Here is a 25,224-nt window from a genome sequence, read left to right on the forward strand (position 1 = left end):
TACAATTGTCATACAACAGGTCAGTTAGTTGTATGACAACTAAATAAGGAGGAACTGAAAAATGGCTGAACAAGCAAGAATTTTCTATGAAAAAGATTGTAACCTTTCTTATCTGGATGGAAAAACCGTTGCCGTAATTGGTTATGGATCCCAGGGACATGCACATGCCCTGAACTTGAAAGAATCCGGTGTAAATGTAGTTGTCGGATTGTATAAAGGATCGAAATCCTGGAAGAAAGCCGAAGATCAAGGATTAAAAGTCTATACGTCGGCAGAAGCCGCAAAGATGGCGGATATCATCATGATCCTGATCAACGATGAAAAACAGGCAGATATGTATAAGAAAGATATCGAACCGAACTTGGAACCGGGCAACATGTTGATGTTTGCGCACGGCTTCAATATCCATTACGGATGCATCGTACCGCCGAAGGATGTCGATGTCACGATGATCGCCCCGAAAGCACCAGGACATACCGTTCGTTCTGAGTACTTGGAAGGCAAAGGTACACCATGCCTGATCGCCGTTGAGCAGGATGCAACTGGACATGCATGGGATATTGCCCTGGCTTATGGAGCTGCCATCGGCGGAGCTCGTGCCGGATTGCTGGAAACGACATATAAGACAGAAACAGAAACCGATTTGTTCGGTGAGCAAGCTGTATTGTGCGGCGGTGTCTGCGCATTGATGCAGGCTGGTTTCGAAACTTTGTGCGAAGCAGGATATGATCCGCGTAACGCTTATTTCGAATGCATTCACGAAATGAAGCTGATCGTTGATCTGATTTATCAATCCGGATTTGCCGGCATGCGTTATTCGATTTCCAATACCGCTGAATACGGCGATTACATTACTGGACCGAAGATCATTACCGAAGATACGAAGAAAGCAATGCGTCAGATCCTGAGCGATATCCAGGATGGTACATTTGCGAAGGACTTCCTGCTGGATATGAGCCCGGCCGGACGTCAGGTTCATTTCAAGGCAATGCGCAAGAAGGCTGCTGAACATCCGAGTGAAAAAGTCGGAGAACAGATCCGCAGTTTGTACAGCTGGAACAATGAAGGCGACAAGCTGATCAACAACTAATTGGACCACATACATAAGCGATGCATCTGCATCGCTTTTTTTCTGTCGCGATGACTCGTATTTCTTCTGTGCTCATCCTATAATAAAAGAGAAGAGAGATCCTGATCGAAAAAGAAGGAACGAGGGAAAAACATGAAATGGAAACAATGGGTGTTGATTTTCAGTCTGTGTTTGGGACTGGCTGGCTGCGGTACAGCATCGAATACGAGCACGGAAACGGATACTGCCAAGGATAGCGGATCATCTTCGGAAACAAAGTCTGAAAAGAAGACAGATTCGACCTCGGAAACAAAATCCGAAGATACATCATCGGAAACACAGTCGACAGAGACAGCGGCTCCAACATCGGACAGTCAAACGACCGAAACGTCTGCTGCCATGGATCTGAATGCTTGTATTGCCGGAGATTTTTCCAGCGTTGCCGGTACCTGGCAGAACGCAGACGGGGATACACTGACATTCAATAATACTGGCTTGGTCTCAGATACTTATGATATGACATATACCGGGCCGGACGGAACCTTCAATCTGACGGTCAAGAACGGCATCGGCGGGGCGGGACTGATGATGATCCCGGCCGGAACGCCGGATCCGGCTGGTACGACGTATACGGAAGACGTCATGTTTGTCGGGCAGGATTTCTCGCCGGGCATGGCCCCTTATTATCGGGTCAGCGAATAAAAAGAAAATGCGGCAAATATTGCCGCATTTTTTATTGCTTCCGTACTTCGACAAAGGCATCGATGAGCTGATCAAATTGTTTTAATGCCGCATGGATCGGTCCCGGGTCTGACATATCCACACCGGCTAGTTTCAGCAGATCGATCGGACTTTGCGTACAGCCGGCAGATAAAAACTGCAGATAGTGGTCGACATCTTCCTGTGTACCGTGCAGGATCTTATCGGACAATGCCATGGCCGCACTGAAACCGGTCGCATATTGATAGACATAGAAATCGTAGTAGAAGTGCGGGATCCGTGCCCATTCATAGTCGATGCCCGGATCAACGATCATATCTTCGCCGTAATAGAATACATTCAGATCGTGATAAATTTGATTCAGCCGTTCGACGGTCAGCGTTTCATGGTTCGCGCACAATTTCGCACAGTGCAGTTCGAATTCCGCAAACATCGTCTGCCGGTATAAGGTCGTCCGGTATTGTTCCAGGAAATAATTAATATAGTATGCCTGCAGTTTCGGATCATCGGTATGTTGACGCAGGTAGGACATCAGTAATGCTTCGTTGCAGGTGGAGGCGACCTCTGCCACAAAGATCGGATACTCCCGATCCAGCGGTCTTTGGTTCTTGTTGGATAAATACGAATGCATGGCATGGCCCATCTCATGGGCCAGTGTGAATTCACTGTCCAGTGTTCCCGTGTGGTTCAAGAGCACGTATGGATGTACCCGCATGCCCGATGAATACGCACCGGATTGCTTGCCTTCATTGGGATAGATATCGATCCAGCGGCTGTTCAGTCCGGATCCATAAATGGATGCATAGTCGCTGCCATAGACCTGTACCGAAGCGAGGCAGTCTTCCTTGGCTTTCTCAAACGGAACTTGGATATCCACTTCATCGACCATCGGCACATAGAGATCCCACATATGCAGCTGTTCTTTCCCTAATTCCTTTTTGCGTACTTTCATGTACTTATGAAGGATGCCGATGTCTTCATGGACGGCTTCGATCAAGTTCATATAGACGGAAACCGGAACATTGACCTGATCCAGCGAAGCAGCCAACGCGGTGTTGTAGTGACGGACCTGGGCATTGTATTTCAGCTGTTTCATCTGTCCGTCCAGCAGGGAGGCATAGGTATTGCCCAGCTTCCGATACGTTCCGTATAAGCTGTTAAACGCATTCTTGCGCAGTGTTTCATCCTGCTGCTCCAATAACTGGATATACGATGCGCTGTTGACCGCATGGGCCTCGCCTTCCTTGTCTGCGGCATCCGGGAAATACATATTGGTATTGTTTAAAATATTGAAGGTCTGTGCTGAGGCGTTCATGGCTTCCTGACCGGCAGAAAGCAAGGCTTCTTCTTTTTCACTTAACGTGTGCGGTTTCAGACGACGGATCTCTGTCAGATAACGGTGATATGGCCGCAAGGAACGTTTTTTCAGCAGATCTGAAAAATCTTTTTCCGCAATTTCCATGATCTGTACATCGAAAAATGATTGTTCCGTGGAAACCTGTACGGCAGCCGCCATTGCTTTGCCGACCATCTTTTGTCCTTCGGGATTTGCCGCATCTTGATCGGCATATAAATTGGCATAGTCGTAGGTGTCGTTGATGAGATCGCTCAGTTGTTCTGCCATTTCTAAATATTCCCGTAAGGCGTTCCCGTCCGACAGCCGGCCGGAATAGGTCTTCATGCGGGCGGATAATTCAATTTCTTGGTGCAGGGCTGTTTCCCAGGCTTCATGATCCGGAAAAATGTCTTCCAGCTTCCAAGTATCTGCTATGTTTTGTTCATTTCTATGAATCATCTTTTCACTTCCTTTGAGCTTATTGTACTTGATATCGCAGAAAATAGAAAACAGGAAGCAGGATTAAAAGTTAAGTCAGGGTGAAACTTAGACGCTATAGGTCCTTGAAATGAAAAAAATAGCATAAAAAGTGACAAATTTTCTTTAATTTGTATAACGTTTATGGCTTTCATGTGATAAAATATTTATAATTTATGACTGGTATGTCATAAAATAGGGAGGGCTTATGCAGAGCTTAGAGTTGAAAAAGCGCGATTTGTATTTGAATCGGCTGATCGATCAACAAGATAACGGTAAATTAAAGATAATTACCGGTCTGCGTGGCGTCGGAAAATCAAGTTTATTGTTTTTGATGGAAAAACATCTGCGCGCCCGCGGAAAATCGGTTGATCAAATTGTTTATATCAATTTTCAGCCGCTTCAGCGGATCCTTAAAACTCCGGAAAAATTAAAGGAGAAACTTTCGGAATTGGCGCCGAAAGAGGGTCATTATTACATGTTTCTTGATGAAATTCAGATCATGAACGGTTGGCAGGACGTTGTGAATGAATGGATGAAGACACAGGATGTGGATATGTACATCTGCGGATCGAACCGCAGTATCTTATCCGAAGAACTGGACGCGATCAAGGAAGATAACTATGCACAGATTGTCATGCTTCCGCTTTCTTTGCCGGAATTTATAGAATTCAACGGTTTTATGAAAGTCGAAGTAACACAGTCATTATTGGACAAGCAGCAACACCCGATGTATCGTTCATCGATCAACGACCGGATCTATACACTGGAAGAAGTATACGATCTTTACATCAAATACGGCGGGCTGCCGATCTTGTTCTATGTGGGATTGGAAATGGACCGTGCGCGGATCGCTGTCGACGGTGCATACTGCTCGATCGTTTATCACGATATTTTGGAAGTGCAGAAATCCAGCGGACAGCGCCTGATCACGGATCCGATCTTGCTTCGTGAGATCATTGCGGTATTGACGGAGGATATTGGTCAGGTGGTTTCCTATACATCGGTCGGCAAACAGCTGATCCGCGAAGGATTCCTGAACGCGGGCAAGCGCAAAAGCGCACCGGCACCGCGGACGATCGAAGCTTATATCCTGGCTTTGTGTGATGCGTTCTTCTTCTATCAGGTCCCGCGCTATGATATGAAAAATGAAACATTCCTGCAGACGTTGGATAAATACTTCCTGATCGATGTCTGCTTCCGGAATTATCTGTTCGGCATGTCAAACGATGTCAATCGTCAGACTGTTTTGATCAATAAGATCTATTTTGAATTCATTCGTCGGCAGTATGATGTCTGCGTCGGCAAGAACGGCATGCAGAATATTCATTTTATTGCTAAGAAGAACAACGAGACATTGTATGTCATGGTCGAAGATGAGATCAATGAGCGTAATATCCAGAAGAAGACCGCCGTGCTGCGCCGTCTGGACCGGGATGACCGAAAGGTCATCATTGCCTGGAAATGCAAACCGCAGATGACCAAGAGCGGCATACAGATCGTCAATGCGATGGATTTCCTCATGGAACAAGCGTTGTAGAAACGAAAGCTCCGAAAAGGAGCTTTTATATGTTTATTAAAAACATATAAATATAAAAAATAAAATATATTTGTTATAAAAATAAAATATAAGTCATATAGGTGTCAAAAAATGTAATAATATATTATGATAAATGCAAAGAAAGAGGGGAGGTGAAGAAATGCAACAATACTATAAGAAACCGTTTACTATATTAGCTGTTTTCTTGGGCGTATTTTTTTGTTTGTGGCTTGCGCAGACATCCATACAGGCAGAAGAAACAGATAGCGTTCAGGAAGTGACGAGCACTGTGGAAACATCTGTGCAATCAACAGAAACGGATACTGTTCAGGAAGAAACGAGTACTACAGAGACTTCCTCGCAAACAGAAGAAACCGATCCGGTCCAGGAAGAAGCAGGGACCGTGGAAGAAGACGGTACACTGGTCATCGATGAAAATAATACCGATAAATCCAAGACAGCAACGGATCTTGATGAAAACAAAGAAACCGAAGTGACCTTGGAAATACCTTCTGGCGAAACGTATCGTGCCGATGTCGTACTGGTCATGGATAAAAGCGCATATTCTGATGTCGATAACATCGAAGCCCAATCCAAAGCTTTGCTTGATAGTTTTATGGCGAAAGTCGAAACGGGCAATTATTCGATCAATTTAGGCGTTGTGGTATTTGACGGCTGGGCACACGATGCGTATTCTCTGTCACAGGGCCTGGGTGATGTCGTTACTGGTCTGGTCAATGTAAATGCAGACACATACGACAGTTTACTGGAAGCGATCATGTATAAATTTAATAGCGACTCAGAGTATTACATAGGCGGAAGCAATACCGAGACAGCCGTCCGTCTGGCCAACCGTATGCTGGCGGCCGATACCCAGACACCGGACCAAAATAAAAATCTGATTTTGCTGTCCGATTTTGAATCATATATTTATTCCGGACCGATCACGATCAACGGCCAAACTTATGAGATGGCACCTGTCAGCAAGAACAATGGCCACTATACTTTGGCCAGTTTGGAGTTTGGTTCAAGTTACAGCAGCTGGGCCGATCTGCTTAGTGATTGGCAGTCCGGAGCGATCCAGAGCCGTGATGATTTCAACACCAACTGTTTTATGCGTTGGGGAAATGAAGGAGCGTCGTGGAGCAATTTTTGGAACAATATTTATCCAGGCGGTATGCCGGCAGAGCTGGCGGGTATTACCGAAAGTTATTTTCAGTATTTGATGGATACTGAATGGGCCATTACACAGACCGCCGGGGACAACTATGTGAACGGCAACGACATTTCGCTGCTCATGACCTATGAAGCATTGAAAGAAAGCTATGAACGCGGATATAAAATTATGGCGTTCTCGACAAGTCATGACGGAACGGACGGCGAGAATTACAACTGGAATCAATATCTTAGGAATAAGCCGATGGATTTCCTTGAACAGATCCAGAACGATTTTAACGCACATATTTACGGCCGTACTTCGACCGATTCGGATATCGACAACTGGGGAACGACCATAGGTGAAAGTTTCGACGACATCAACTACAATATCGAATATTTATTCGAAGAAGCAGAACTGACCGACTATATCGGAGACGACTTTGATTTGGTCGAAACAGCTGGTACCTGCCCGTTCACGCTGAAGATCGGCAGTCAGACGCTGACACCAATATCACTTGGCAGCGATGTCTGGGCATTCGGCAGTCTGATCGAAAAAGACGGCGAACAGATGTATCAATACGTACTGACCTATGACCGTTCAGAAGAAATGTTCGTGCTGCAGATCAATGTCCCAGTAAAAGTGTCGGATCCGCTGCGCCTGTCCTATCGGCTGCTGCTGACGGCAGACGAGACCGGAGACTATCCGACCAATAAATTAGCTTCATTGAAATATACGACAGAATGGAACGAATCATTCCGTGAATATTTTGAAGTACCATACGTACACTACGAAAAAGAAGTACCGCAGGAAGAAGAAACAACACCATTGAACGATGAATCAGAATCACAGCCGGCTGAAAAAGCTGTGCAGACGGCAGCAGCCGTTTCTCAGCAGAAAAGCGGTGTACAGACTTCCGTAAATGGATTTACGGCTTTTTGGATGATCATCGCACTGGCAGCCTTCGGCGGTATCGTATGTATGAAAAAAGAAAGATAAAAACCTTTGCGCATCGGCAGAAAGCCGATGCGTTTTTATGTGCTATAATTGGTTCGTACGTATATAGGAGTGAGATCATGATTGCGTTTTTAGAAGGAATCGTTCGTCTGATCCGGGAGAAATCCATTGTGTTGGATGTCAATGGGGTCGGTTATGAAATTTACATGAGCGATGCGCAGACCCGGAAACAAGGCGATGAACTATTTGTGTATACTTATGAGCACGTTCGGGAAGATGCGATTCTTTTATATGGATTTACAAAAGAAGAGGACTACGAAGTCTTTATGCGCTTGATCGATGTCAAAGGCATCGGCCCGCGTTCGGCACAGAATATTCTGGCTGTCTGTCCAGGCCGACAGCTGATCGAAGCGATCGAGAACGATGATATCAAGCGGTTAAAATCATTGCCTGGTATCGGCGCGAAAACAGCCGGCCAGATCGTATTGGATCTGAAAGGTAAATTTGTTTCCGTTGATGCACAGGAGAAGAAAATCGATAATCCGGTCTGGGATGAAACTGAGGAGGCATTGCTTTCTTTGGGCTATAAATCTTCCCAGCTTGGCGCTATCCGTAAGGAACTGGCACCGCGTACGGATCTAAGCACGCCGGAAATGGTACAGATGGCTTTGCGCCAGCTGGCAAAATAGAAATGAGGGAATACATTGGACGACAGAACAATGGACGCAAATGCGCAGGAAAATGATCGTTTGGAAATGACCCTGCGCCCATATACATTGGATGAATACATCGGTCAGGAAACGCTGAAGGAGAATCTGCGCGTTTTTATCAACGCAGCCAAGCAGCGCAGTGAAGCTTTGGACCATGTCCTGCTGTATGGCCCGCCGGGCTTAGGAAAAACGACATTGGCGTATATTTTGGCGCATGAAATGGGCGGTAATCTGAAAACGACGAGCGGCCCTTCTATTGAGAAGAGCGGCGATCTGGCTTCGATCCTTTCGACCTTGGAGCCGGGCGATGTGCTCTTTATCGATGAGATCCACCGTCTGCCGAAACAAGTAGAGGAAGTGCTCTATCCGGCGATGGAAGATTATTGTTTGGATATCGTTGTCGGCAAAGACCGTGCTACGACCCATAGTATCCGCCTGGACCTGCCGCCATTTACCTTGGTGGGAGCGACGACCCGGGCAGGAGATCTAAGCGCGCCGCTGCGCGATCGTTTCGGCATCGTTTCGCAGCTGGAATATTATCAGCTGCCTGAACTGGAACAAATCGTTGCCCGTACTGCGCGCGTCATGGATACGGATATCGAACCGGATGCGATCGCAGAGATCGCCCGCCGTTCCCGCGGCACGCCGCGTATTGCGAATCGCTTGTTCCGGCGTGTGCGTGATTTTGCGGACGTGTACAACGAAGGGCTGATTTCTCAGGATGTTGCCAAGGACGCTTTGGACCGCCTGCAAGTGGATTCACTTGGACTGGATCATGTCGATCACAAATATCTGCGCGGTATCATTGAACGATTCAAGGGCGGACCGGTCGGCCTGGAAGCCATTGCTTCAAGCATCGGCGAGGAACCAGGCACGATCGAGGATGTCTACGAGCCCTATCTGCTGCAGATCGGCTTTATCAACCGCACCCCGCGCGGCCGGATCGTTACGGCCAAAGCATATGATCATTTGAAGGTTCCGTATCAGAAGAATCTGTTTTGATAGAGAAACGTACACTGCGCCGGCAGCTGCCAATATTGAATGAAACGTATTGCCTGGAAGCCGACCGTCGGATGACGGCACAAATTCTGGCTTCGGATTGGTTTCAGGAAGCTCGTTCGATTTTTGTCTATGTCAATATGGATCTGGAACCTTCAACGAGAACGATCATCGAAACGGCTTGGCAGAATAAAAAAGTCTTTGTGCCCAAATGCATCTCCAAAAATGAAATGATCGCGGTGCAGATTCGTTCTTGGAACGATCTGCAGGAAGGCACCATGCATATCCTCGAACCGATTCATGATGAACCGAGCGACGTCGATTTCGATCTTGGTTTGATTCCGTGCGTGGCGGCAGGTACACATGGTCAGCGTCTGGGACACGGAGCCGGGTATTATGACCGCTTTCTGCAGGGAAAACACATGAAAAAGCTCTGCCTGTGTTACGAAAAGCGGATCTGTGATGAGATCGAAATGGATGCGCACGACGTATACATGGATGCGGTCGTTACAGAGAAGAATTGGTATTATTTTCAATAAAAATGACCTATGAGCGTATAGCTCATGAGTCTTTTTTTTATCGAAATAAAAAATGATTTGAATGGTGATGAAACATACGATTTATAGAAGAGAATGATAGATCCATAAACTTTTAAAGCATGAAAAAAGAGGGCGGCTGCCCTCTTCTTATAGAAGAATTATTTATTTGCTTCTTTACGATGTTTGTTTAAGAAAGCGGCTGCCAGGGCTCCTGTCAGCATCGTACCTGCCACATAAACGATGTAGTCGGTTTCGGTGCCGGTTTGAACGCTCTTAGCGCTTTCTTTACTGTTTTCTGCTTGTGCAGCTTTCGTGTCTTTCACTTTGATAACGATTGCTTTGTCGGTATTCTTCGTCAGGCCGGCAATGTAATCTTCAATTGCCTTTTCGGCTTTGATCCGTGCAGCTACGGCATTTTCGTATGCGGCTTTTGCGGCAATCAAGGTCTTGCGCTTCTTATTGGTGTTTTCCTTTGCAGCTTCATAAGCGGCCTTCAGGTCATTTTCTTTTGCACGCAGAGCTTTATATTTTTCAACATTAACAGAAATCGGATTCAATTCATCGATCGAAGCGACGATCGAATCATTCGATCCAGACTTGATTGATGTCCATGTGGTGATGGCATTGACAACAGCGGCCAGTTCAGAATCGGCTGTGCTCTTTGCGGCTTTCAGGCTTGCCAAATTATTCTCAGCAGTCTGCAGTTTTTCCTGCAAACTGGAAATTTCTGTATTCACGGCATCAACAGCAGATTGAGCGTTTGTCAGTGCTTCCTGAGCCGATTCAACATTTTCATCCGCGTTCTCATAAGCAGCTAATTGTGTCTGAGCTTTTGTCAAAGCGGCTTTCTTCGAATTTAAATCGTTCTTCAAAGCTTCAGCATTAGTACTTGCTTCATCCAAAGCAGTTTTTGTGGCTGTAACATCGGAAGTCAGTGTATCGATATCCGACTGTTTCTGATTGATTTCATTGTTCAGCGTGCTGATTGCATTTTGCTTGTCAGAAATTGTTTTCTTCAGAGCATCAATTTCTTTCTGAGCTGCTTCGGCATCAAAGTTGTTGTAGGCATCCACAACTTCCTGCTTTGCTTTTTCGTCCGCCTGAGCTGCGGTCAGCTGCTCATTCAAAGCGGACATCTTTTGATTCATTTCATCCAAAGATGCTTTTTCTGTTTCCAGCTGATTCAGCAGATCCGTATAGTCTTTGTTTTCTTTGACTGCTTGATCATAAGCGGTCTGGGCAGCGTTCAAGGCTTCTTGCGCATTATTCTTTTTAGTTTCAGCTAAATTTAGAGCTTCCTGTTTTTCTTTGACATTGGTGTTACTTTCATCGACTGTTTTCTGCAGTTCATTGACTTTTTTGGTCATTTCTTCTACAGCTGAATGCTTGCTGTTGTAAACATCCTGAGCATCTGTTACATCGCTGTCAGCTGTTGTCAGCTGTTCGTTCAGTTCAGCCAGTTTCTCATTGATCGCATCGATCTTATCCTGATCCGGACTGGTCAATCCCATAACCTTGTTATAGTAATCCATGAATTGCGATTCATAATCAGCAACACTCATGTCACCAGCTGTGTATTCACTATCGTAATCAAACGTCTGGCTAAAAACCGTGTCGTACTCTGAAGAGTTTTCACCAACAGCAAATCCTGTTGTTGTTTCGTAACCGTCCATAATATTACGGTAATGACCTGTTTCTTCGCCGTTTTGTGTTTCAGCGTTTTCTTTTTCAATGGTATACCAGCCGTCAAACGGTCCGCCGTCGCCCATAACATCGGTATTTTCATAACCCCATGCAAGGTTTTCAGCGACACCATACAGTGCAGAATGATCAATAATATCCTTGCTTGCAGAAGCCTGTACTTCAGAAATTGCCATCATTGCATTTGAAATATTTAATGCATTTAAACCATTAGCTTCACGCAAAGCATTGCAGCGTTTGATCAGTGCAATCGAATCCTTCATATGTTCCAAAGTCGATGTGTCTTTTTCATCGCCCAATACGATGTATCCGTCATCGATACCTTTCTGAATGATCTCGATGGCTTTCTGGTCATTGACAGATTTGAAGAATCCTAACGAACCCTGTTTAACAGCTTCTTCATCAACGGTTCCCACTGTCTGCAGAGAATCCAGTTCCGCTTTCAATGAACTGATCTGGTTTTCCAGATCCTCTTTCTTGGCTTGAGCGTCATTCAAAGCGGTTTCAGCAGCCTGTTCTTCTGATTTAGCGTTATCCAGATTTGTCTGAGCTTCGTTCAGCTGTGCAGTATAGCTGTCGTATTCAGCCTGAGCGTTGGTCAGATCTGTCTGTGCCTGATTGTAAGCAGCGGATGCGTTATCATACTGCGTTTGTGCGTTCTGCAAATCGGTTTTCGCCTGATCCAGTGCACTGGTATCATAAGCGTCTGCCTGTGCCTGCAGCTGATCGACAGTTGCCTGTTGGCTGGCAATATCGGTATTTAATGTAGAGATCTGATTTTGCAGGCTGGTAACTTTATTTTGTGCTGCAGTTAAATCAGAATTTGCTTTTGCGATTGCGTCTTCATCCGTCATCGTCGATAAAGTCGATTGCTTGGTCTGCAGATCAGCTTGAGCTGTGCTTAATTCACTGTTCAGCGTTGACAACTGAGACTGCTTCGATGCCAGATCATTCTGAGCCTGTGTCAGAGAAGAAGTCTTTGTGTTGTAGTCGGCAGATAGTTTCTCTACTTTTGCGTTCGCTTCATCGTAAGCGGTCTGCGCTTTATCAAGATCTGCTTTTGCCTTTGTGACTGCATCCTGTGCTTCGGCAATCTTTTCCGGTGTTGCTTCTTCTTTTTTCGCTTTTGCATCATCTAGAGCCTTTTCAGCATCCTTGACGGCCTGCTTCTTGGTTTCCAGATCTGCCTTCTTCGTTTTTAGATCGCTGTCCAGCTGGTCTTTTTCTGTTGTCGCCTGGTTGATCTGTGTTTGAAGTTCATTTACTTTTGCATCTTTTTGTGCTTTCAAATCTTCTAGATCAGTATTGATAGAATTTTCAAGAGTTGTTCTATCATTAGCAGCGTCTGTGTACGCTTGATTTGCGGTAGCTTCCGTGTTTTCAGCAGTTGTTAAATCGGCGGCTGCGGTATTCATGTTGGACTGAGCAGCCGCTTCATTGACCGAAGCTGTTTCCAGGTCGTTTTCTAATTTTGAAGAAGTGCTCTGTTCCGTTACTGTTGTTTGATTGGCTTTCGGGGCAGAGGCTTCCTCCGCCATGACCGGAGCGGCCATGGCCGCCATAGCTGGCGCCGTACTTGTGACCGTAAGAGCGGCAGCAGCTAAAGTTGCGACATCTTTTTGTACAGTGATTTTCATATTTACTATTCAGAACGACATTGAAACTATTGCCAAAGGCGATAGACAAACCGCCTGCTCCCTTCTTCCTCATTTATATCCCTCGTCGTTCCTGCGGTTTGTTTTAAATGTGCTATTAAGCTGCGAACAATATTATATAACAAATTGTGTCATATTGCATTAAAAAATATATTAAAAATAATACAATTAATGAAATTAATATGACATACCATACAAAATCGGTGATAAGTGTGGTGCCGGAAGATTTCAATTTTTCTTTCATTTCAACTGCTTTTCGTCTGAATAATAATAAAGCGTGGATGAATTTTCGTTAATATGATCAAAATAAAATAACTATGTTGATATCGTTTGATTTATAATCGTTCTATATAGCGTTTCAAAGAACATTATTGATTAGAATCAAAAAAAAAAGAGGGAAGGCCCTCTTTTGTAGAAAATTATTCTTCGGATTCTTTACGATGTTTATTTAAGAAAGCAACTGCCAGGGCGCCGGTCAGAACCATGCCTGCTACATATACGATGTAGTTGGTCTCAGTGCCGGTTTGTACGCTGTTGGCATTGTTGTTCATTTTGATAACGATCGCTTTGTCGCTATTCTTTGTCAGACCCGCAATGTAATCTTCGATTGCCTTTTCGGCTTTGATCCGTGCAGCTACAGCATTTTCATATGCGGCTTTTGCGGCGATCAAGGTCTTGCGCTTCTTATTGGTGTTTTCCTTTGCAGCTTCATAAGCGGCCTTCAGGTCATTTTCTTTTGCACGCAGAGCTTTATATTTTTCAACATTAACAGAAATCGGATTTAATTCATCGATCGAAGCGACGATCGAATCATCCGATCCAGCTTTGACGGATGTCCATGCGGCAATCGCATTGGCAACAGCGGTCTTTTCAAAATCGACTGTATTCTTCGCATTTGTCAATTTTGTCAGTTTCTGTTCCGTGTTCTGAAGTTGTTCCTGCAAACGGGAAACTTCCGCATTCACGGCATCAGCAGCATCTTGAGCGCTGGTCAGTGCTTCCTGCGCTTTTTGGAAATCTTCACTCGCTTTCTTATAAGCGTTCTCATTTTCAGTTAATGATGTCTGAGCCTGATTTAATGCAGTTTGTTTTGCGGATAAATTGTTCTTTGAAGATGCGGCATCTGCTTTTGCGGTCTCAAGATCCGCATTTACTGATTCGATAGCAGAAGTTAATGTAGCAATTTCAGATTGTTTTTGATTGATTTCATTGTTCAGCGTGCTGATCGCATTTTGCTTGTGAGAAATTGTTTTTTTCAGAGCATCGATTTCAGCTTGAGCTGCTTCAGCATCAAAGTTGTTGTAGGCATCCACAATTTCCTGTTTTGCCTTCTCATCAGCTTGAGCAGCCGGCAGCTTCGCGTTCAGATCTGACAACTGCTTTTTCAAATTCGCTAAGAAGCCCTTTTCTGTCTGTAGTTTATACAGAAGATTCCTATAAGGTTTGTGTTCATCCCAAACTGTCTCGTAATTTGCTTTCGCTGTATTCAAATTCTCTTCCGCGCTTTTCTTTTTGCTTTCAGTACCCGTAAGAGTTGTTTCTTTCAAGGTCATATCCATGCCGCAGGCTTCAAGTTTATCAAGCGCTTCTTCTGCACCGTCGGGAAGATCCATACCAGGCTTATACCCAGACATCAGCGCATAGAAATTTGCGCTAGCAATCTCAAATTTTGCCTGCGCCTGATTGTAATCATATTGTGCCTGATCGTAAGCGGCCGCTACGTCATCGTACTTTGCCTGCGCTTCCTGTAAATCAGCTTGTGCCTGATCCAGTGCAGTGGTGTCATAGGCGTCTGCCTGAGCCTGCAGCTGATCAACAGTTGTCTTCTGGTTGTTGATATTCGTATTTAGTGTATTAATTTGACTTTGCAGGTCGTTGACTTTTGCTTTAGCTGCTTCCAAATCCGAATTAGCCTGATTAATAGCATCTTGATTTGTCATCGCTGCTAAGTTTGCTTCTTTTTCCTGCAGATCAGCCTGCGCCTTGCTCAATTCATTCTTCAGTGTTTCTAATTGAGACTGCTTTGCAGCCAAGTCATTTTTTGCTTGTTCCAGAGAAGAAGTTTTCGTATTGTAATCATCAGTCAGTTTCTTCACTTTTTCGTTTGCTTCATCGTAAGCAGTTTGTGCATTTTTCAAAACTTCCTGTGCTTTGGTTACAGCGTCTTTTGCTTCGGATACTTTTTTCTCATTTGCATCTTTTGTATTTATTGCCTCTGTCAATGCATCTTCCGCGCCTTGAACAGCCTGATTCTTTGTTCCCAGATCAGATTGTTTCGTTTCCAGTTCGCTGTTCAGCTGGTCTTTTTCTTTGGTTGTCTCTGTGATCTGTTCCTGAAGTTCGTCTGATTTGGCATCTTTTTGCTCTTTCAAGTTTTCCAGATCGTTGTCGATAGAATTCTTCAGATCTTCTTTTTCAGCGGCTGTGTCTTTGTACGCTTGATTTACGGAGGCTTCCGTGTTTTCAGCGGTCGTTAAATCGGCAGCTGCGGTATTCATGTTGGACTGAGCAGCCGCTTCATTGACTGAAGCAGTTTCCAGATCGTTTTCCAGTGTTGTCGAAGTGTTCTGTTCCGTTACGGTCGTTTGTATGGCTTTCGGAGCAGCGGACTCTTCAGCCAAGACCGGAGCGGCCATTGCTTTGATCGCCGGAGCTGCACCAATAACTGTAATAGCAGCCGCTAAGGTTGTGAAATCTTTTTGCATCGTGGTTTTCATATTACTATTCAGAACGACATTGAAACTATTGCCAAAGGCAGATAGACAAATCGCTTGCTCCCTTCATTTATATCCCTCGTCGTTCCTGCGGTTTGTTTTAAAAGTGCTATTATGCTGCAGACAACATTATATAACAAAATGTATTGTATTGTTCAAAAAATATAATGTAAATAACATAAATAATGTCACATTAACATTAGATTAACGACATTTTACGCATTGTATATGAAAACATGAACGATAATTGATGAATTTCCGAGTGATTCCTATTTGTGATCTGTTTGTGAGAATCGTTACGATCGTTATAAGAAATATTGATCAGCGATCAATACAATATACAAACAGAAAAGATGTAAGCGGTATCGTAAAAATACTTGGGATTTTTTTCACAAATAGAGTCATATTTGTTGCATGGGCTGGAAATATGTGCTAGTATACGAGTGATCAATGAATAAGTTCTTCGGGGCAGGGTGAAATTCCCTACCGGCGGTGACAGTCCGCGACTCGCTAAGGCGACTGAATCGGTGAAATTCCGATACCGACAGTATAGTCTGGATGGTAGAAGACAAAAAACGAGATTTTTTCGTATTTTTGGAATCAAACTCAGGCCTCGATGCCTGAGTTTTTTCGTTTCTAAAGAACTTACTCTTGAGGAAGAAAAGAGGAGAGTGCTTATTATGAAAAAATGGAGCGTAAAAAAACTTGTATTGACCGCGATCTTAGGCGGACTGGCCGGTGTGCTGATGTCATTGGGATTCTCACTGCCGTTCATGCCGACTTTCTACAAAATTGACTTCAGTGATGTACCGAGCATCATCGCATTATTTACGATGGGGCCGCTGTCCGCAGCATGTGTTGAAGTGATCAAAATTGTCGTTAAGATCGCTACCGTCGGTTCTTACAGCTTCGGCATCGGTGAACTGGCAAACTTAATTGCGATCGCGCTGTTCATCATTCCGACCTGGCTGATCTACAAAGCCATGGGCAAAACCAAAAAAGCCGTGGTGGCTTCCTTGTTCTTCGGTATGCTGATCCGTACAGGATTTGCCTGCTTCGTCAACGCATATATCACGTTGCCGCTGTATGCACGAGCAATGGGCATGCCGGTTGATTCGATCGTGAAGATGGTCGCTTCGGTCAACCCAAGCATTACCGATCTGCGCAGCTTTATCTTGTTTGCGACGATTCCGTTCAACCTGATCAAGATCGCTGCCAACTACGGTATTGGATACTTCATCTTAGTACGCCTGGCATCGGCTCGTACAGATGTAAATTTTTATAAACCGGAGAGTGCGTGCTAAATGATGCGCTATCATCGGCTGACCACGCAGGAAATGCGTGAAGCCGACCGAGAACATGTTGTTGTTCTGTTACCCTTGGGCGCCTTGGAGCAACATGGAAACCAGGCCCCCTTGGGAACAGATTGGATGATCGCGAATGCTTTGCCCGATTATATTGAAAAAGAGCTTGCACAGCGGGCATCGGATTATCCGCTGCTCGTCATGCCGGCGATGCCGATCGGACTGAGCACGGAACATAAAAATTTTTGCGGTACGGTCACTTTCCGGGCAGAGACTTATTACCATGTGTTGTATGATATGTGCGAAAGCCTGGCTCACCACGGTTTTCAAAATGTCGTTCTGCTGGTCTGCCATGGCGGCAACACCGCAATGGCGCAGGTCGTTTCACGCCAGATCCGCAGTGAATACGGCACAAACCTTTATGTTTGGAATGCCGGTGCGTTTGATGATCCCGAAGTGCAGGCAACCATTTCTCCGGACAATACATTTGATTTCCATGGCGGTGAGATGGAAACATCCATGGCAATGGCTATTGATGCGTCTTCTGTGAAATTAGAACGAGCGCAGGCCGGTCATGCTGCCAACCATGCACTGCAGGATGGCATCGGCTGGATCGCCGAAGACTGGGTCACGGAGGACGGCACCCCTATCGGAATCGGCGGGGATCCCAAAGGCGCGACAAAAGAAAAGGGCGAGATCATTCTCAAAGCCAGCGCCCGCGCTGTTGTTGATCGATTGATACAAATTCAGGAGCATCAATAATGCTCCTTTTTTATGGGAAGCAGGCAAGAAAAAAGCGGATGCATTTGCATCCGCATAAGAACTAAGATTTTTCAACAATTCTGCAGAGGATAGTAGGCACTGTCAATGATTGACCGTCACCGCTTGTCGCGGTCTCATTGCCATAGTATGTACCGTAAATCGTTATAATGTCGCCTTGCGCAAAGTGTGAATCGTCATCATCGTAAGCATAGTAGCAATAAATCAGATGCTGGTTCCAGTTGCCGGCAGAATCCTGCTGCGTCGCAATGATCATATTGATACCATCATCAGAATCTTCACACGTGACGATCTGTCCGCGGAATGTGATCTTATCGCTCATATGACCGGATTCGTCGTTGATCAGATCATCGTAATTCACTGTTGCATATGCGTCTTTGGCCGCATCGTTGGATGAACTGGAAGTATTGGAATCGGAACACTTGATCGATAAGGTCGTTGTCTGATTGGCATATTCAATAATGACATAGCTGGTTTTGCCTTTTTCCAGTTTTTGTTTCTTGCGTACTTTCCAGCCTTTTACCGAAGCCACGGATCCATCGTTGTAATGGGCCGTGACAATGATGTCAGATTTATTATTGATGACCGTGCCAGCTTTCCTAGAACCATTGTAGACCGCCGAGATCGATGAAATATCATCGATATTCTCATCATCATAAGAGCTGTCTTCATCACTGTATTCATCATTATAATCTTCGGCTGCCGAATCACTTCCGGTACCTGCCGCAAAACCAAAGACAACAATTAATATAATTGCTAGGACCTTGAACCAAGTCTTTTTATAATAGGCCTTCTTCTGCGGCTGGTTGTTCTGCGGCGGCTGCGGCTGTCCGGATGGCTGCGGCGGTACCGGGCCTGGCGGCACCGGGGTCCCAGAATTAAATTCTGTCTGCGGACCGGTGTGCTGTTCCGGCTGCGGTTCTGGTGCAGCCGGCTGAGATTCTTGCGGAGTTTCCGTATTGAATTCCAGCTGCGGACCATGATGTTCTTCTGTCTGCGGGGCGGATCCAGTTTCAGTTTCCGGTGCAGTTGTTGTTTCTTGTTCCGGCTGCGTGTTCACCGCTTCTGAAGCGGCATCCGCTGCCGTGTTTTCCGGTTGTGTATTTTCGGCGTTTGTTTCGTCGAAACCGGAATCGCTGAATTTGTCTTCACTCATATTCAATACCTGCCTTTAAGTTAATAATAAAGGAAGGCTAAAATAAATTCAACAAAATGTAGCACATCAACATTTAAAACCATTAAAATTATCGTATTTGTAAATTTTTTGTTAAAGAATTTGAAATAAAAAACAAGTGGATCAAAAAAATATGGATTTATTCAAAATTTCACATGTTTTTAGGCAATATATTTTCTATCTGCAGAAATCATGATAAAATGTATTCGATACAAAGAAGTAAGGGACGCTCAGTCCCCTTTTTGTCTATATATAGGAGAGGTCAGAATTGAGTCAAAAATATATTGTCATCAAAGGTGCCCGCGAAAACAATCTGAAAAATGTCAACGTAAAGATCCCGAAGGACAAGTTTGTCATTATGACCGGAGCCTCCGGTTCGGGAAAATCTTCACTGGCATTTGATACGATTTACGCCGAAGGACAGCGCCGCTACATGGAATCTTTATCCGCTTACGCCCGTCAGTTTCTTGGCAACAGCGAAAAACCGGATGTCGACCAGATCGATGGTTTATCACCAGCCATTGCGATCGATCAGAAAACCACATCAAACAATCCCCGCAGTACGGTAGGGACCGCAACGGAGATCTACGATTATCTGCGGCTTTTGTATGCCCGCATCGGCGTGCCGTACTGCCCGCATCATCATATTCCGATCACCGGCAGCACCATTAAAGAAATGATCGATAAGATCATGGAACTGCCCGACGGGACCCGGTGCACGATCCTAAGCCCGATCGTCAGCGGCAAAAAAGGCATGCACAAAGACTTGATCGAAAAATTGATCAAAGAAGGGTATGTGCGTGCCCGCATTGACGGAGAGATCCAATATTTGGAAGAAGTCGGCCCTTTGGAAAAAAACAAAAAACACAACATCGATGTGGTCGTCGACCGCATCGTCAAGAAGGATAACCGCTCGCGTTTCCATGATTCTCTGGAAACGGCTTTAAATTTGAGCGACGGACTGGCCGTGCTGCTGACCAAAGAGCAGGAAACGCTGTTTTCCAGCAACTATGCCTGCAAGATCTGCGGCTTCTCGGTCCCGAAACTGGAACCGAAACTATTTTCATTCAACGCGCCCTACGGCGCCTGCCCGACCTGCAAAGGCTTGGGCATCACCCAGAAAGTGGACTTGAATTTACTCATGCCGGACCGCAGTCTTTCTATCAACCAGGGCGGGATCCGTTATTATAAGAACATTGTCAATACGGAAAACCTCGAATGGCAGCGGATGAAAAATCTGATTGATTTCTATCATATTGATATGGATACGCCGATCGAGGATCTGCCGGCCGATCAATTGGATAAAATATTATATGGCTCCGATGTACCGATCGCGTATACCTTGCATTCACGTTCCGGCATCGTCCAGCAGAAAAACGAATACATCGAAGGGGTCTGCCCGATGATCGAACGCCGTTATCAGGAAACCGGCTCCGCCTTTTCCCGTGAATGGTACGGCTCGTTCATCTCGGATCAGGAATGTCCGACCTGCCATGGGGCCCGTCTGAACGAACAAGTTTTAAGCGTGCAGGTCGGCGGCAAGAACATCTATGAATGGACACAGATGAGCATCAAAGAAGCCCGCGCATTCATGAAAAACTTGGATCTTGATCCAACCGATGCGAAGATTGCCAACCTGATCGTCCGCGAAATCAGCAATCGCCTGGAATTTCTGGATCATGTCGGTCTGGGCTATTTATCGCTGGACCGTCTGGCCGGAACGCTGTCCGGCGGCGAAGCCCAGCGCATCCGTTTGGCGACACAGATCGGTTCCAAACTGACCGGCGTCATGTATGTCCTAGATGAACCGAGCATCGGTCTGCATCAGCGGGACAATGACCGCCTGATCGATGCTTTAAAAGAAATGCGTGATCTGGGCAATACCTTGATCGTCGTGGAACACGATGAAGATACCATGCGCGCCAGCGATTATATCGTTGATGTCGGACCGGGTGCCGGTATTCACGGCGGCGAGATCGTTGCTGTTGGCACACCGGAAGAGATCATGGCCAATCCAAATTCGTTGACGGGTGCTTATTTAAGCGGCCGAAAACGCATCGAAGTACCGACAAAACGGCGCCGCGGCAACGGCAAGAAATTACGTGTTGTCCAGGCTACGCAGAATAACTTGAAAAAAGTCACGGTCGACTTCAAGCTCGGCACCTTTACCGTCGTCACCGGTGTATCCGGTTCCGGTAAATCCTCATTGGTCACGGAAGTTTTGACCCGCGGCATCCAGCACAAACTGGGCCGGGCCCATGTAACACCAGGCCGATGCAAAGCCATCAAAGGCATGGAAAACATCGACAAGATCGTCGAGATCAGCCAGGATCCGATCGGCCGCACCCCGCGCTCCAACCCGGCGACCTACACCGGCGTCTTCGATGACATCCGGGCGTTGTATGCCCAGACCAAAGAAGCGCGGATGTTAGGGTATGACAAAGGACGGTTCTCGTTCAATGTCAAAGGCGGACGCTGCGAAGCCTGCCAGGGCGACGGCATCCTGCGTATATCCATGCAGTTCTTGCCGGATGTCTATGTGACCTGCGACCAATGCGGCGGTACGCGTTACAACGAAGAAACGCTGCAAGTCCGCTACAAAGGCAAAAACATTGCCGAAGTGCTGGATATGACCGTGGAAGAAGCACTGGACTTCTTTTCGAACATCTCCAAGATCCGGCATAAGTTACAAACGCTGAATGATGTCGGACTGTCGTATATTAAATTGGGACAGCCGGCCACGACCTTGTCCGGCGGCGAAGCCCAGCGGATCAAGCTGGCCAGCCAGCTGCAGAAAAAGCCGACCGGCAAAACATTGTTCGTTTTGGATGAACCGACCACCGGTCTGCACAGCGATGATGTCAACAAGCTGATCAGCGTCCTGCAGCGTCTGGTGGACCACGGCGATACCGTGATCGTCATTGAACACAATCTGGACGTGATCAAATGTGCCGACTGGCTGATCGATTTAGGACCGGAAGGCGGCGATGAAGGCGGAACGGTGGTCGTCACAGGAACGCCGGAGACCGTCAGTCAATGTGAAAACAGTTATACAGGGCAGTATTTAAAGCCTTTATTGGAACGGGGTAAATAAAATGTCAAAAGTTTGCGTAAAAGATCTGGCAGAAAAATTTAAATGGGAACAAGTTGCGGGCGATGCATCTAGTCTGGAACGGCCGCTGGTCATGCCCGACACGAATCGTCCGGGCCTGGAATTGGCAGGGTATTTTCCGGATACTCAGACAGAACGTCTGGTGATCCTCGGTGAGAAAGAAATCGGCTATATTGAAAAAGAAATGGACGAAGTCAGTCAGCGGCGTTCATTTGAGTTTTTGACGGCCAAAGAAACCCCGGCCATCGTCATTTGTCATGGCTGCCAGTGCCCGTCCACTTTGATCGACATCGCCCAGCGGAAAAACTTCCCGGTATTCAAGTCGAATGTCAACACGGCGAGGGTCATCGTCAATGTCACGAACTTTCTTGATGAAGAGCTGGCAGAATCCATCATTATCCATGGCGAATTGATGCGTATTTTTGGCATCGGTGTGTTGATCACCGGCCGGTCCGGTATGGGAAAAAGCGAGATCGCTTTGGAACTGATCAAACGCGGCCACCAATTGGTTGCCGATGACCGGGTCGACTGCTACCACATTCATAACTCGCTGGTCGGCCGTACGACCAAACTGCTTGAAGGTTTTATGGAACTGCGCGGTGTCGGTGTCATTAATATTAGTAAGATGTTCGGTGTCGGCGCCTACGCCAGCGAAGTAGAAATTCAGCTGCATATTGTGCTGGAGCCATTCAATGATTCGATGGAATATGACCGTGTGGGCATTGAAGAAAAAGAATATACAGAGATGTTCGGTGAACGGATCCTGAAAATGCGGATCCCGGTCAGTGCCGGCCGTCCGATGGGCGTGATCATCGAAAGCGCTGTTTCAAACTATATGTTGATGTTGGCGGGAAGTGATTCAGCCAAGGAATTCGAAGACCGGGTCCTGAATCAGATCGCCAAAAACAAAGAAGCCGAAGAAGGAGATGAAAACGATGAGTCCTGACTCGAGATACATTCTCTCGCTCGGCTCTTTTCATATCGCATGGTATGCGGTGCTGATCCTGACCGGTGCCCTCTGTGCGTATGCGCTGGCCCAGCGAACGATGAAAAAATGGGGATATGAACATAGTATCCTGGAAGACTACCTGCTGCCGATGCTTTTGACAGGCATCATCGGCGCACGGATCTACTATGTCATTTTTCAATGGCCGTATTATTCCCAGAATCCCAATGAAATTGTTGCGATCTGGCATGGCGGGCTGGCCATTCACGGCGGCCTGATCGCCGGCCTGCTCTTCAGCATCGTTTATTTTAAGAAACGCAAAATTTCCTGTCTGCGTATGTTCGATGCGATCATGCCCAATGTCCTTCTGGCCCAGGCCTTCGGACGCTGGGGAAACTTTATGAACCAGGAAGCCTACGGCGGGATCGTGCCGGAAAGTTATTATGCACATTTTCCGCAGTTCATCAAAGAGCGGATGTACATCGACGGTGCCTATCGGCAGCCGACGTTCTTATATGAAAGTGTATTGGATCTGTGCGGCTTTTTGTTTATTTATTTTATCTTCCGCAGACATCTGTACCGCCGGCGCGGCGATGCCGGCTGGATGTATCTGATCTGGTACGGCATCAGCCGGTTTATTGTCGAAGGCATGCGTACGGATTCATTGATGGCGGGCAGTCTGCGCATGGCGCAGGTCATCTCGGTCGTTTTTGTGATCGTGGGGATCTGCGGTTTGGCCGGCCTTTTCCATCGCCGCCAGAAACCGACCGTGATCTTTGATCTGGACGGGGTCCTGATCGATTCGAAACCGTTGATCTTTGATACCTTCACCAAAGTGATGCGTGATCACCAGCCGGACCGGCAGCTGACGGAAGCAGAACTGGAAACAGTTTTAGGTCCGACGCTGGAAGAATCTTTCCGCCGGTTTCTGTCGGATGAAGATCCGGATCAATTGGTAGAAGAGTATGAATCGATCATGTTTGCGCATTATGATCAAGTCAAACCAATGCCGCATGCTTCGGAAACGGTTAAGGCTTTGAAAGATATGCACATTCCGATGGCGGTGGTATCCAATAAGCGGCACGATGCTGTATGCCGCGGTCTGGAAGTGACCGGACTGAATGAGTATTTTGAGGTCGTTTTAGGCGTTCAGGATCTCCCGGCTCCCAAACCGAGTGCATCCGGCTTGATAAAAGCGTGCGATCTTCTGCATACTAATCATGACGATTGTGTTTATATCGGAGATACGGCAGGCGATATCGAAACCGCCAAAAACATGGCGGCTTTCTCTGTTGCCTACGGCCAGGATACACAGATGGCTGCTTTGCATCCGTGTGCGCAGATCTCTGATTTAAGCCAGTTGGTTGATTTGATAAAGGAGGACCGAACATGGAGCGACAATACGATTTGGTAATTATCGGCGCCGGACCGGCAGGCATGAGTGCCGCCTTGTACGGTTCCAGAGCCGGCTTGAAAACCGTAATGATCGAAAGCGGCGCGCCCGGCGGCAAGCTGCTGAAGACACATAAAATTGCGAATTATCCGGGGACCGGCGAAGTCAACGGGGCAGATCTGGCGGCCAAGATGCTTGAACAGGCGACTGCTTTCGGCGCTGCCTATGAATACGGTGAAGTGACCGACATCTCCAAAGACCGGACCGTGACCTTGGCAGACGGCACGGTGATCCAGGCGAAAGCGATCATCGTAGCGACCGGAACACGGGAAAAAATGATGGGCATTCCAGGTGAGGCGCAGAATGTCGGCCATGGCGTCAGCTTCTGTGCTGTCTGCGATGGGGCTTTCTTCCGCGGCAAAGACGTAGCCGTGATCGGCAGCGGCAATACCGCGCTGGAGGAAACCGAGTTCCTGACACAGTTTGCCGATCATATTTATATCGTGACGCAGGAGAAGGAAGTTACAGCGGATGAAGGTCTGCAGGGCGTCCTGCACGATGAGAAAGTCAAATTGATCCTGCACCATCGGCCGAAGGAAGTTCTGAGCGCGGATCATAAAGTGGCCGGTCTGGTGATCGAGGATACAGAAACCGGAGATCTGCATACGCTGGATGTCAAAGGCATTTTCCCATACGAAGGCCAAAATCCGATGAGCAGCGCCTTGGTCAATTTAGGTATTCTGGATACGAATGGCTTTGTGCGTGTCAATGAGCAGCGGATGACCAGTGTGCCGGGCATTTACGCCGCCGGGGATATCGTAGCCAAGGATCTGCGGCAAATTGCGACAGCGGTCAGTGACGGCGCCGTTGCGGCACAGGATGCCAGTAAAAAAATCCGTCAAAAAAGGTTGTAAAGGCTTACATTTAGTGTTTCAATAATAT

At 46.5% G+C, this 25,224-nt stretch carries 17 protein-coding genes and 1 riboswitch; of the genes, 13 read left to right on the forward strand and 4 right to left on the reverse strand.

Annotated elements, in window-relative coordinates:
- Positions 1–61 precede the first annotated feature (61 nt).
- Complete coding sequence (ilvC, locus tag HNQ47_RS02315) at positions 62–1,090, forward strand: ketol-acid reductoisomerase (protein ID WP_183327159.1); 1,029 nt, start codon at positions 62–64, stop codon at positions 1,088–1,090.
- Between the two features lie 132 nt (positions 1,091–1,222).
- Positions 1,223–1,771 carry a DUF6287 domain-containing protein gene (locus HNQ47_RS02320; protein WP_183327161.1) on the forward strand — a complete coding sequence of 183 codons (549 nt, stop codon included), beginning with the start codon at positions 1,223–1,225 and terminating at the stop codon, positions 1,769–1,771.
- 31 nt (positions 1,772–1,802) lie between these two features.
- On the opposite strand, the gene pepF is transcribed toward HNQ47_RS02320, so the two are convergent.
- Entirely contained in the window at positions 1,803–3,584 is a 1,782-nt protein-coding gene (pepF, locus tag HNQ47_RS02325) for an oligoendopeptidase F (protein ID WP_183327163.1), read from the reverse strand.
- Between the two features lie 226 nt (positions 3,585–3,810).
- On the opposite strand from pepF, the gene HNQ47_RS02330 reads away from it, so the two are divergent.
- The 5 genes from HNQ47_RS02330 (at position 3,811) to HNQ47_RS02350 (ending at position 9,503) form a co-directional block, all read left to right on the forward strand.
- Positions 3,811–5,142 (forward strand): ATP-binding protein, encoded by a 1,332-nt coding sequence (locus HNQ47_RS02330; protein WP_183327165.1) that lies wholly within the window; start codon positions 3,811–3,813, stop codon positions 5,140–5,142.
- 160 nt (positions 5,143–5,302) lie between these two features.
- On the forward strand, positions 5,303–7,297 hold the full coding sequence (locus HNQ47_RS02335; RefSeq protein WP_183327167.1) for a vWA domain-containing protein: 1,995 nt from the start codon (positions 5,303–5,305) through the stop codon (positions 7,295–7,297).
- Positions 7,298–7,374: 77 nt separating this feature from the next.
- Positions 7,375–7,944, forward strand: coding sequence for a Holliday junction branch migration protein RuvA (gene ruvA / locus HNQ47_RS02340; RefSeq protein ID WP_183327169.1), 570 nt, complete (start codon positions 7,375–7,377; stop codon positions 7,942–7,944).
- 30 nt (positions 7,945–7,974) lie between these two features.
- Positions 7,975–8,967 carry a Holliday junction branch migration DNA helicase RuvB gene (gene ruvB, locus HNQ47_RS02345; protein ID WP_183327752.1) on the forward strand — a complete coding sequence of 331 codons (993 nt, stop codon included), beginning with the start codon at positions 7,975–7,977 and terminating at the stop codon, positions 8,965–8,967.
- Entirely contained in the window at positions 8,964–9,503 is a 540-nt protein-coding gene (locus HNQ47_RS02350) for a 5-formyltetrahydrofolate cyclo-ligase (protein WP_183327171.1), read from the forward strand. Before ruvB ends, HNQ47_RS02350 begins: the two co-directional genes overlap by 4 nt.
- 158 nt (positions 9,504–9,661) lie before the next feature.
- Here the strand turns inward: HNQ47_RS02350 and HNQ47_RS02355 are convergent, their stop codons facing one another.
- Positions 9,662–12,841, reverse strand: a complete 3,180-nt coding sequence (locus tag HNQ47_RS02355; protein WP_183327173.1) for a CAP domain-containing protein — start codon at positions 12,839–12,841, stop codon at positions 9,662–9,664.
- A gap of 437 nt (positions 12,842–13,278) precedes the next feature.
- Positions 13,279–15,576, reverse strand: a complete 2,298-nt coding sequence (locus HNQ47_RS02360; RefSeq protein WP_183327175.1) for a coiled-coil domain-containing protein — start codon at positions 15,574–15,576, stop codon at positions 13,279–13,281.
- Positions 15,577–16,028: 452 nt separating this feature from the next.
- A riboswitch (FMN riboswitch) is annotated at positions 16,029–16,147 on the forward strand.
- A 106-nt stretch (positions 16,148–16,253) separates the two neighbouring features.
- Here HNQ47_RS02360 and HNQ47_RS02365 point away from each other — a divergent pair.
- A complete protein-coding gene (locus tag HNQ47_RS02365) occupies positions 16,254–16,877 on the forward strand; it encodes an ECF transporter S component (protein WP_221247940.1) in 624 nt (207 codons plus the stop codon).
- The gene (locus tag HNQ47_RS02370; RefSeq protein WP_183327177.1) at positions 16,878–17,639 is read left to right on the forward strand and encodes a creatininase family protein; all 762 of its coding nucleotides are present in this window, start codon (positions 16,878–16,880) and stop codon (positions 17,637–17,639) included.
- A gap of 61 nt (positions 17,640–17,700) precedes the next feature.
- On the opposite strand, the gene HNQ47_RS02375 is transcribed toward HNQ47_RS02370, so the two are convergent.
- A complete protein-coding gene (locus HNQ47_RS02375; protein WP_183327179.1) occupies positions 17,701–18,813 on the reverse strand; it encodes a hypothetical protein in 1,113 nt (370 codons plus the stop codon).
- A gap of 286 nt (positions 18,814–19,099) precedes the next feature.
- On the opposite strand from HNQ47_RS02375, the gene uvrA reads away from it, so the two are divergent.
- The 4 genes from uvrA to HNQ47_RS02395 are packed head-to-tail and all read left to right on the forward strand — an operon-like array spanning position 19,100 to position 25,196.
- Positions 19,100–21,925, forward strand: coding sequence for an excinuclease ABC subunit UvrA (gene uvrA, locus HNQ47_RS02380; protein WP_183327181.1), 2,826 nt, complete (start codon positions 19,100–19,102; stop codon positions 21,923–21,925).
- Between the two features lies 1 nt (position 21,926).
- Positions 21,927–22,889, forward strand: coding sequence for an HPr(Ser) kinase/phosphatase (gene hprK / locus HNQ47_RS02385; protein WP_183327183.1), 963 nt, complete (start codon positions 21,927–21,929; stop codon positions 22,887–22,889).
- Complete coding sequence (gene lgt / locus HNQ47_RS02390) at positions 22,879–24,303, forward strand: prolipoprotein diacylglyceryl transferase (RefSeq protein WP_246346017.1); 1,425 nt, start codon at positions 22,879–22,881, stop codon at positions 24,301–24,303. The genes hprK and lgt overlap by 11 nt, the downstream gene beginning before the upstream one ends.
- The gene (locus HNQ47_RS02395) at positions 24,279–25,196 is read left to right on the forward strand and encodes an NAD(P)/FAD-dependent oxidoreductase (protein ID WP_183327187.1); all 918 of its coding nucleotides are present in this window, start codon (positions 24,279–24,281) and stop codon (positions 25,194–25,196) included. Before lgt ends, HNQ47_RS02395 begins: the two co-directional genes overlap by 25 nt.
- Positions 25,197–25,224 lie beyond the last annotated feature (28 nt).

The sequence above is a fragment of the Catenisphaera adipataccumulans genome, assembly GCF_014202755.1.
GTDB lineage: Bacteria > Bacillota_I > Bacilli_A > Erysipelotrichales > Erysipelotrichaceae > Catenisphaera > Catenisphaera adipataccumulans.

Coding starts and splice junctions, on each gene's coding strand:
- ilvC (WP_183327159.1), top strand. CDS start 62: ATGGCTGAACAAGCAAGAATTTTCTATGAAAAAGATTGTAACCTTTCT.
- HNQ47_RS02320 (WP_183327161.1), top strand. CDS start 1,223: ATGAAATGGAAACAATGGGTGTTGATTTTCAGTCTGTGTTTGGGACTG.
- pepF (WP_183327163.1), bottom strand. CDS start 3,584: ATGATTCATAGAAATGAACAAAACATAGCAGATACTTGGAAGCTGGAA.
- HNQ47_RS02330 (WP_183327165.1), top strand. CDS start 3,811: ATGCAGAGCTTAGAGTTGAAAAAGCGCGATTTGTATTTGAATCGGCTG.
- HNQ47_RS02335 (WP_183327167.1), top strand. CDS start 5,303: ATGCAACAATACTATAAGAAACCGTTTACTATATTAGCTGTTTTCTTG.
- ruvA (WP_183327169.1), top strand. CDS start 7,375: ATGATTGCGTTTTTAGAAGGAATCGTTCGTCTGATCCGGGAGAAATCC.
- ruvB (WP_183327752.1), top strand. CDS start 7,975: ATGGACGCAAATGCGCAGGAAAATGATCGTTTGGAAATGACCCTGCGC.
- HNQ47_RS02355 (WP_183327173.1), bottom strand. CDS start 12,841: ATGAAAATCACTGTACAAAAAGATGTCGCAACTTTAGCTGCTGCCGCT.
- HNQ47_RS02360 (WP_183327175.1), bottom strand. CDS start 15,576: ATGAAAACCACGATGCAAAAAGATTTCACAACCTTAGCGGCTGCTATT.
- HNQ47_RS02365 (WP_221247940.1), top strand. CDS start 16,254: ATGAAAAAATGGAGCGTAAAAAAACTTGTATTGACCGCGATCTTAGGC.
- HNQ47_RS02370 (WP_183327177.1), top strand. CDS start 16,878: ATGATGCGCTATCATCGGCTGACCACGCAGGAAATGCGTGAAGCCGAC.
- HNQ47_RS02375 (WP_183327179.1), bottom strand. CDS start 18,813: ATGAGTGAAGACAAATTCAGCGATTCCGGTTTCGACGAAACAAACGCC.
- hprK (WP_183327183.1), top strand. CDS start 21,927: ATGTCAAAAGTTTGCGTAAAAGATCTGGCAGAAAAATTTAAATGGGAA.
- lgt (WP_246346017.1), top strand. CDS start 22,879: ATGAGTCCTGACTCGAGATACATTCTCTCGCTCGGCTCTTTTCATATC.
- HNQ47_RS02395 (WP_183327187.1), top strand. CDS start 24,279: ATGGAGCGACAATACGATTTGGTAATTATCGGCGCCGGACCGGCAGGC.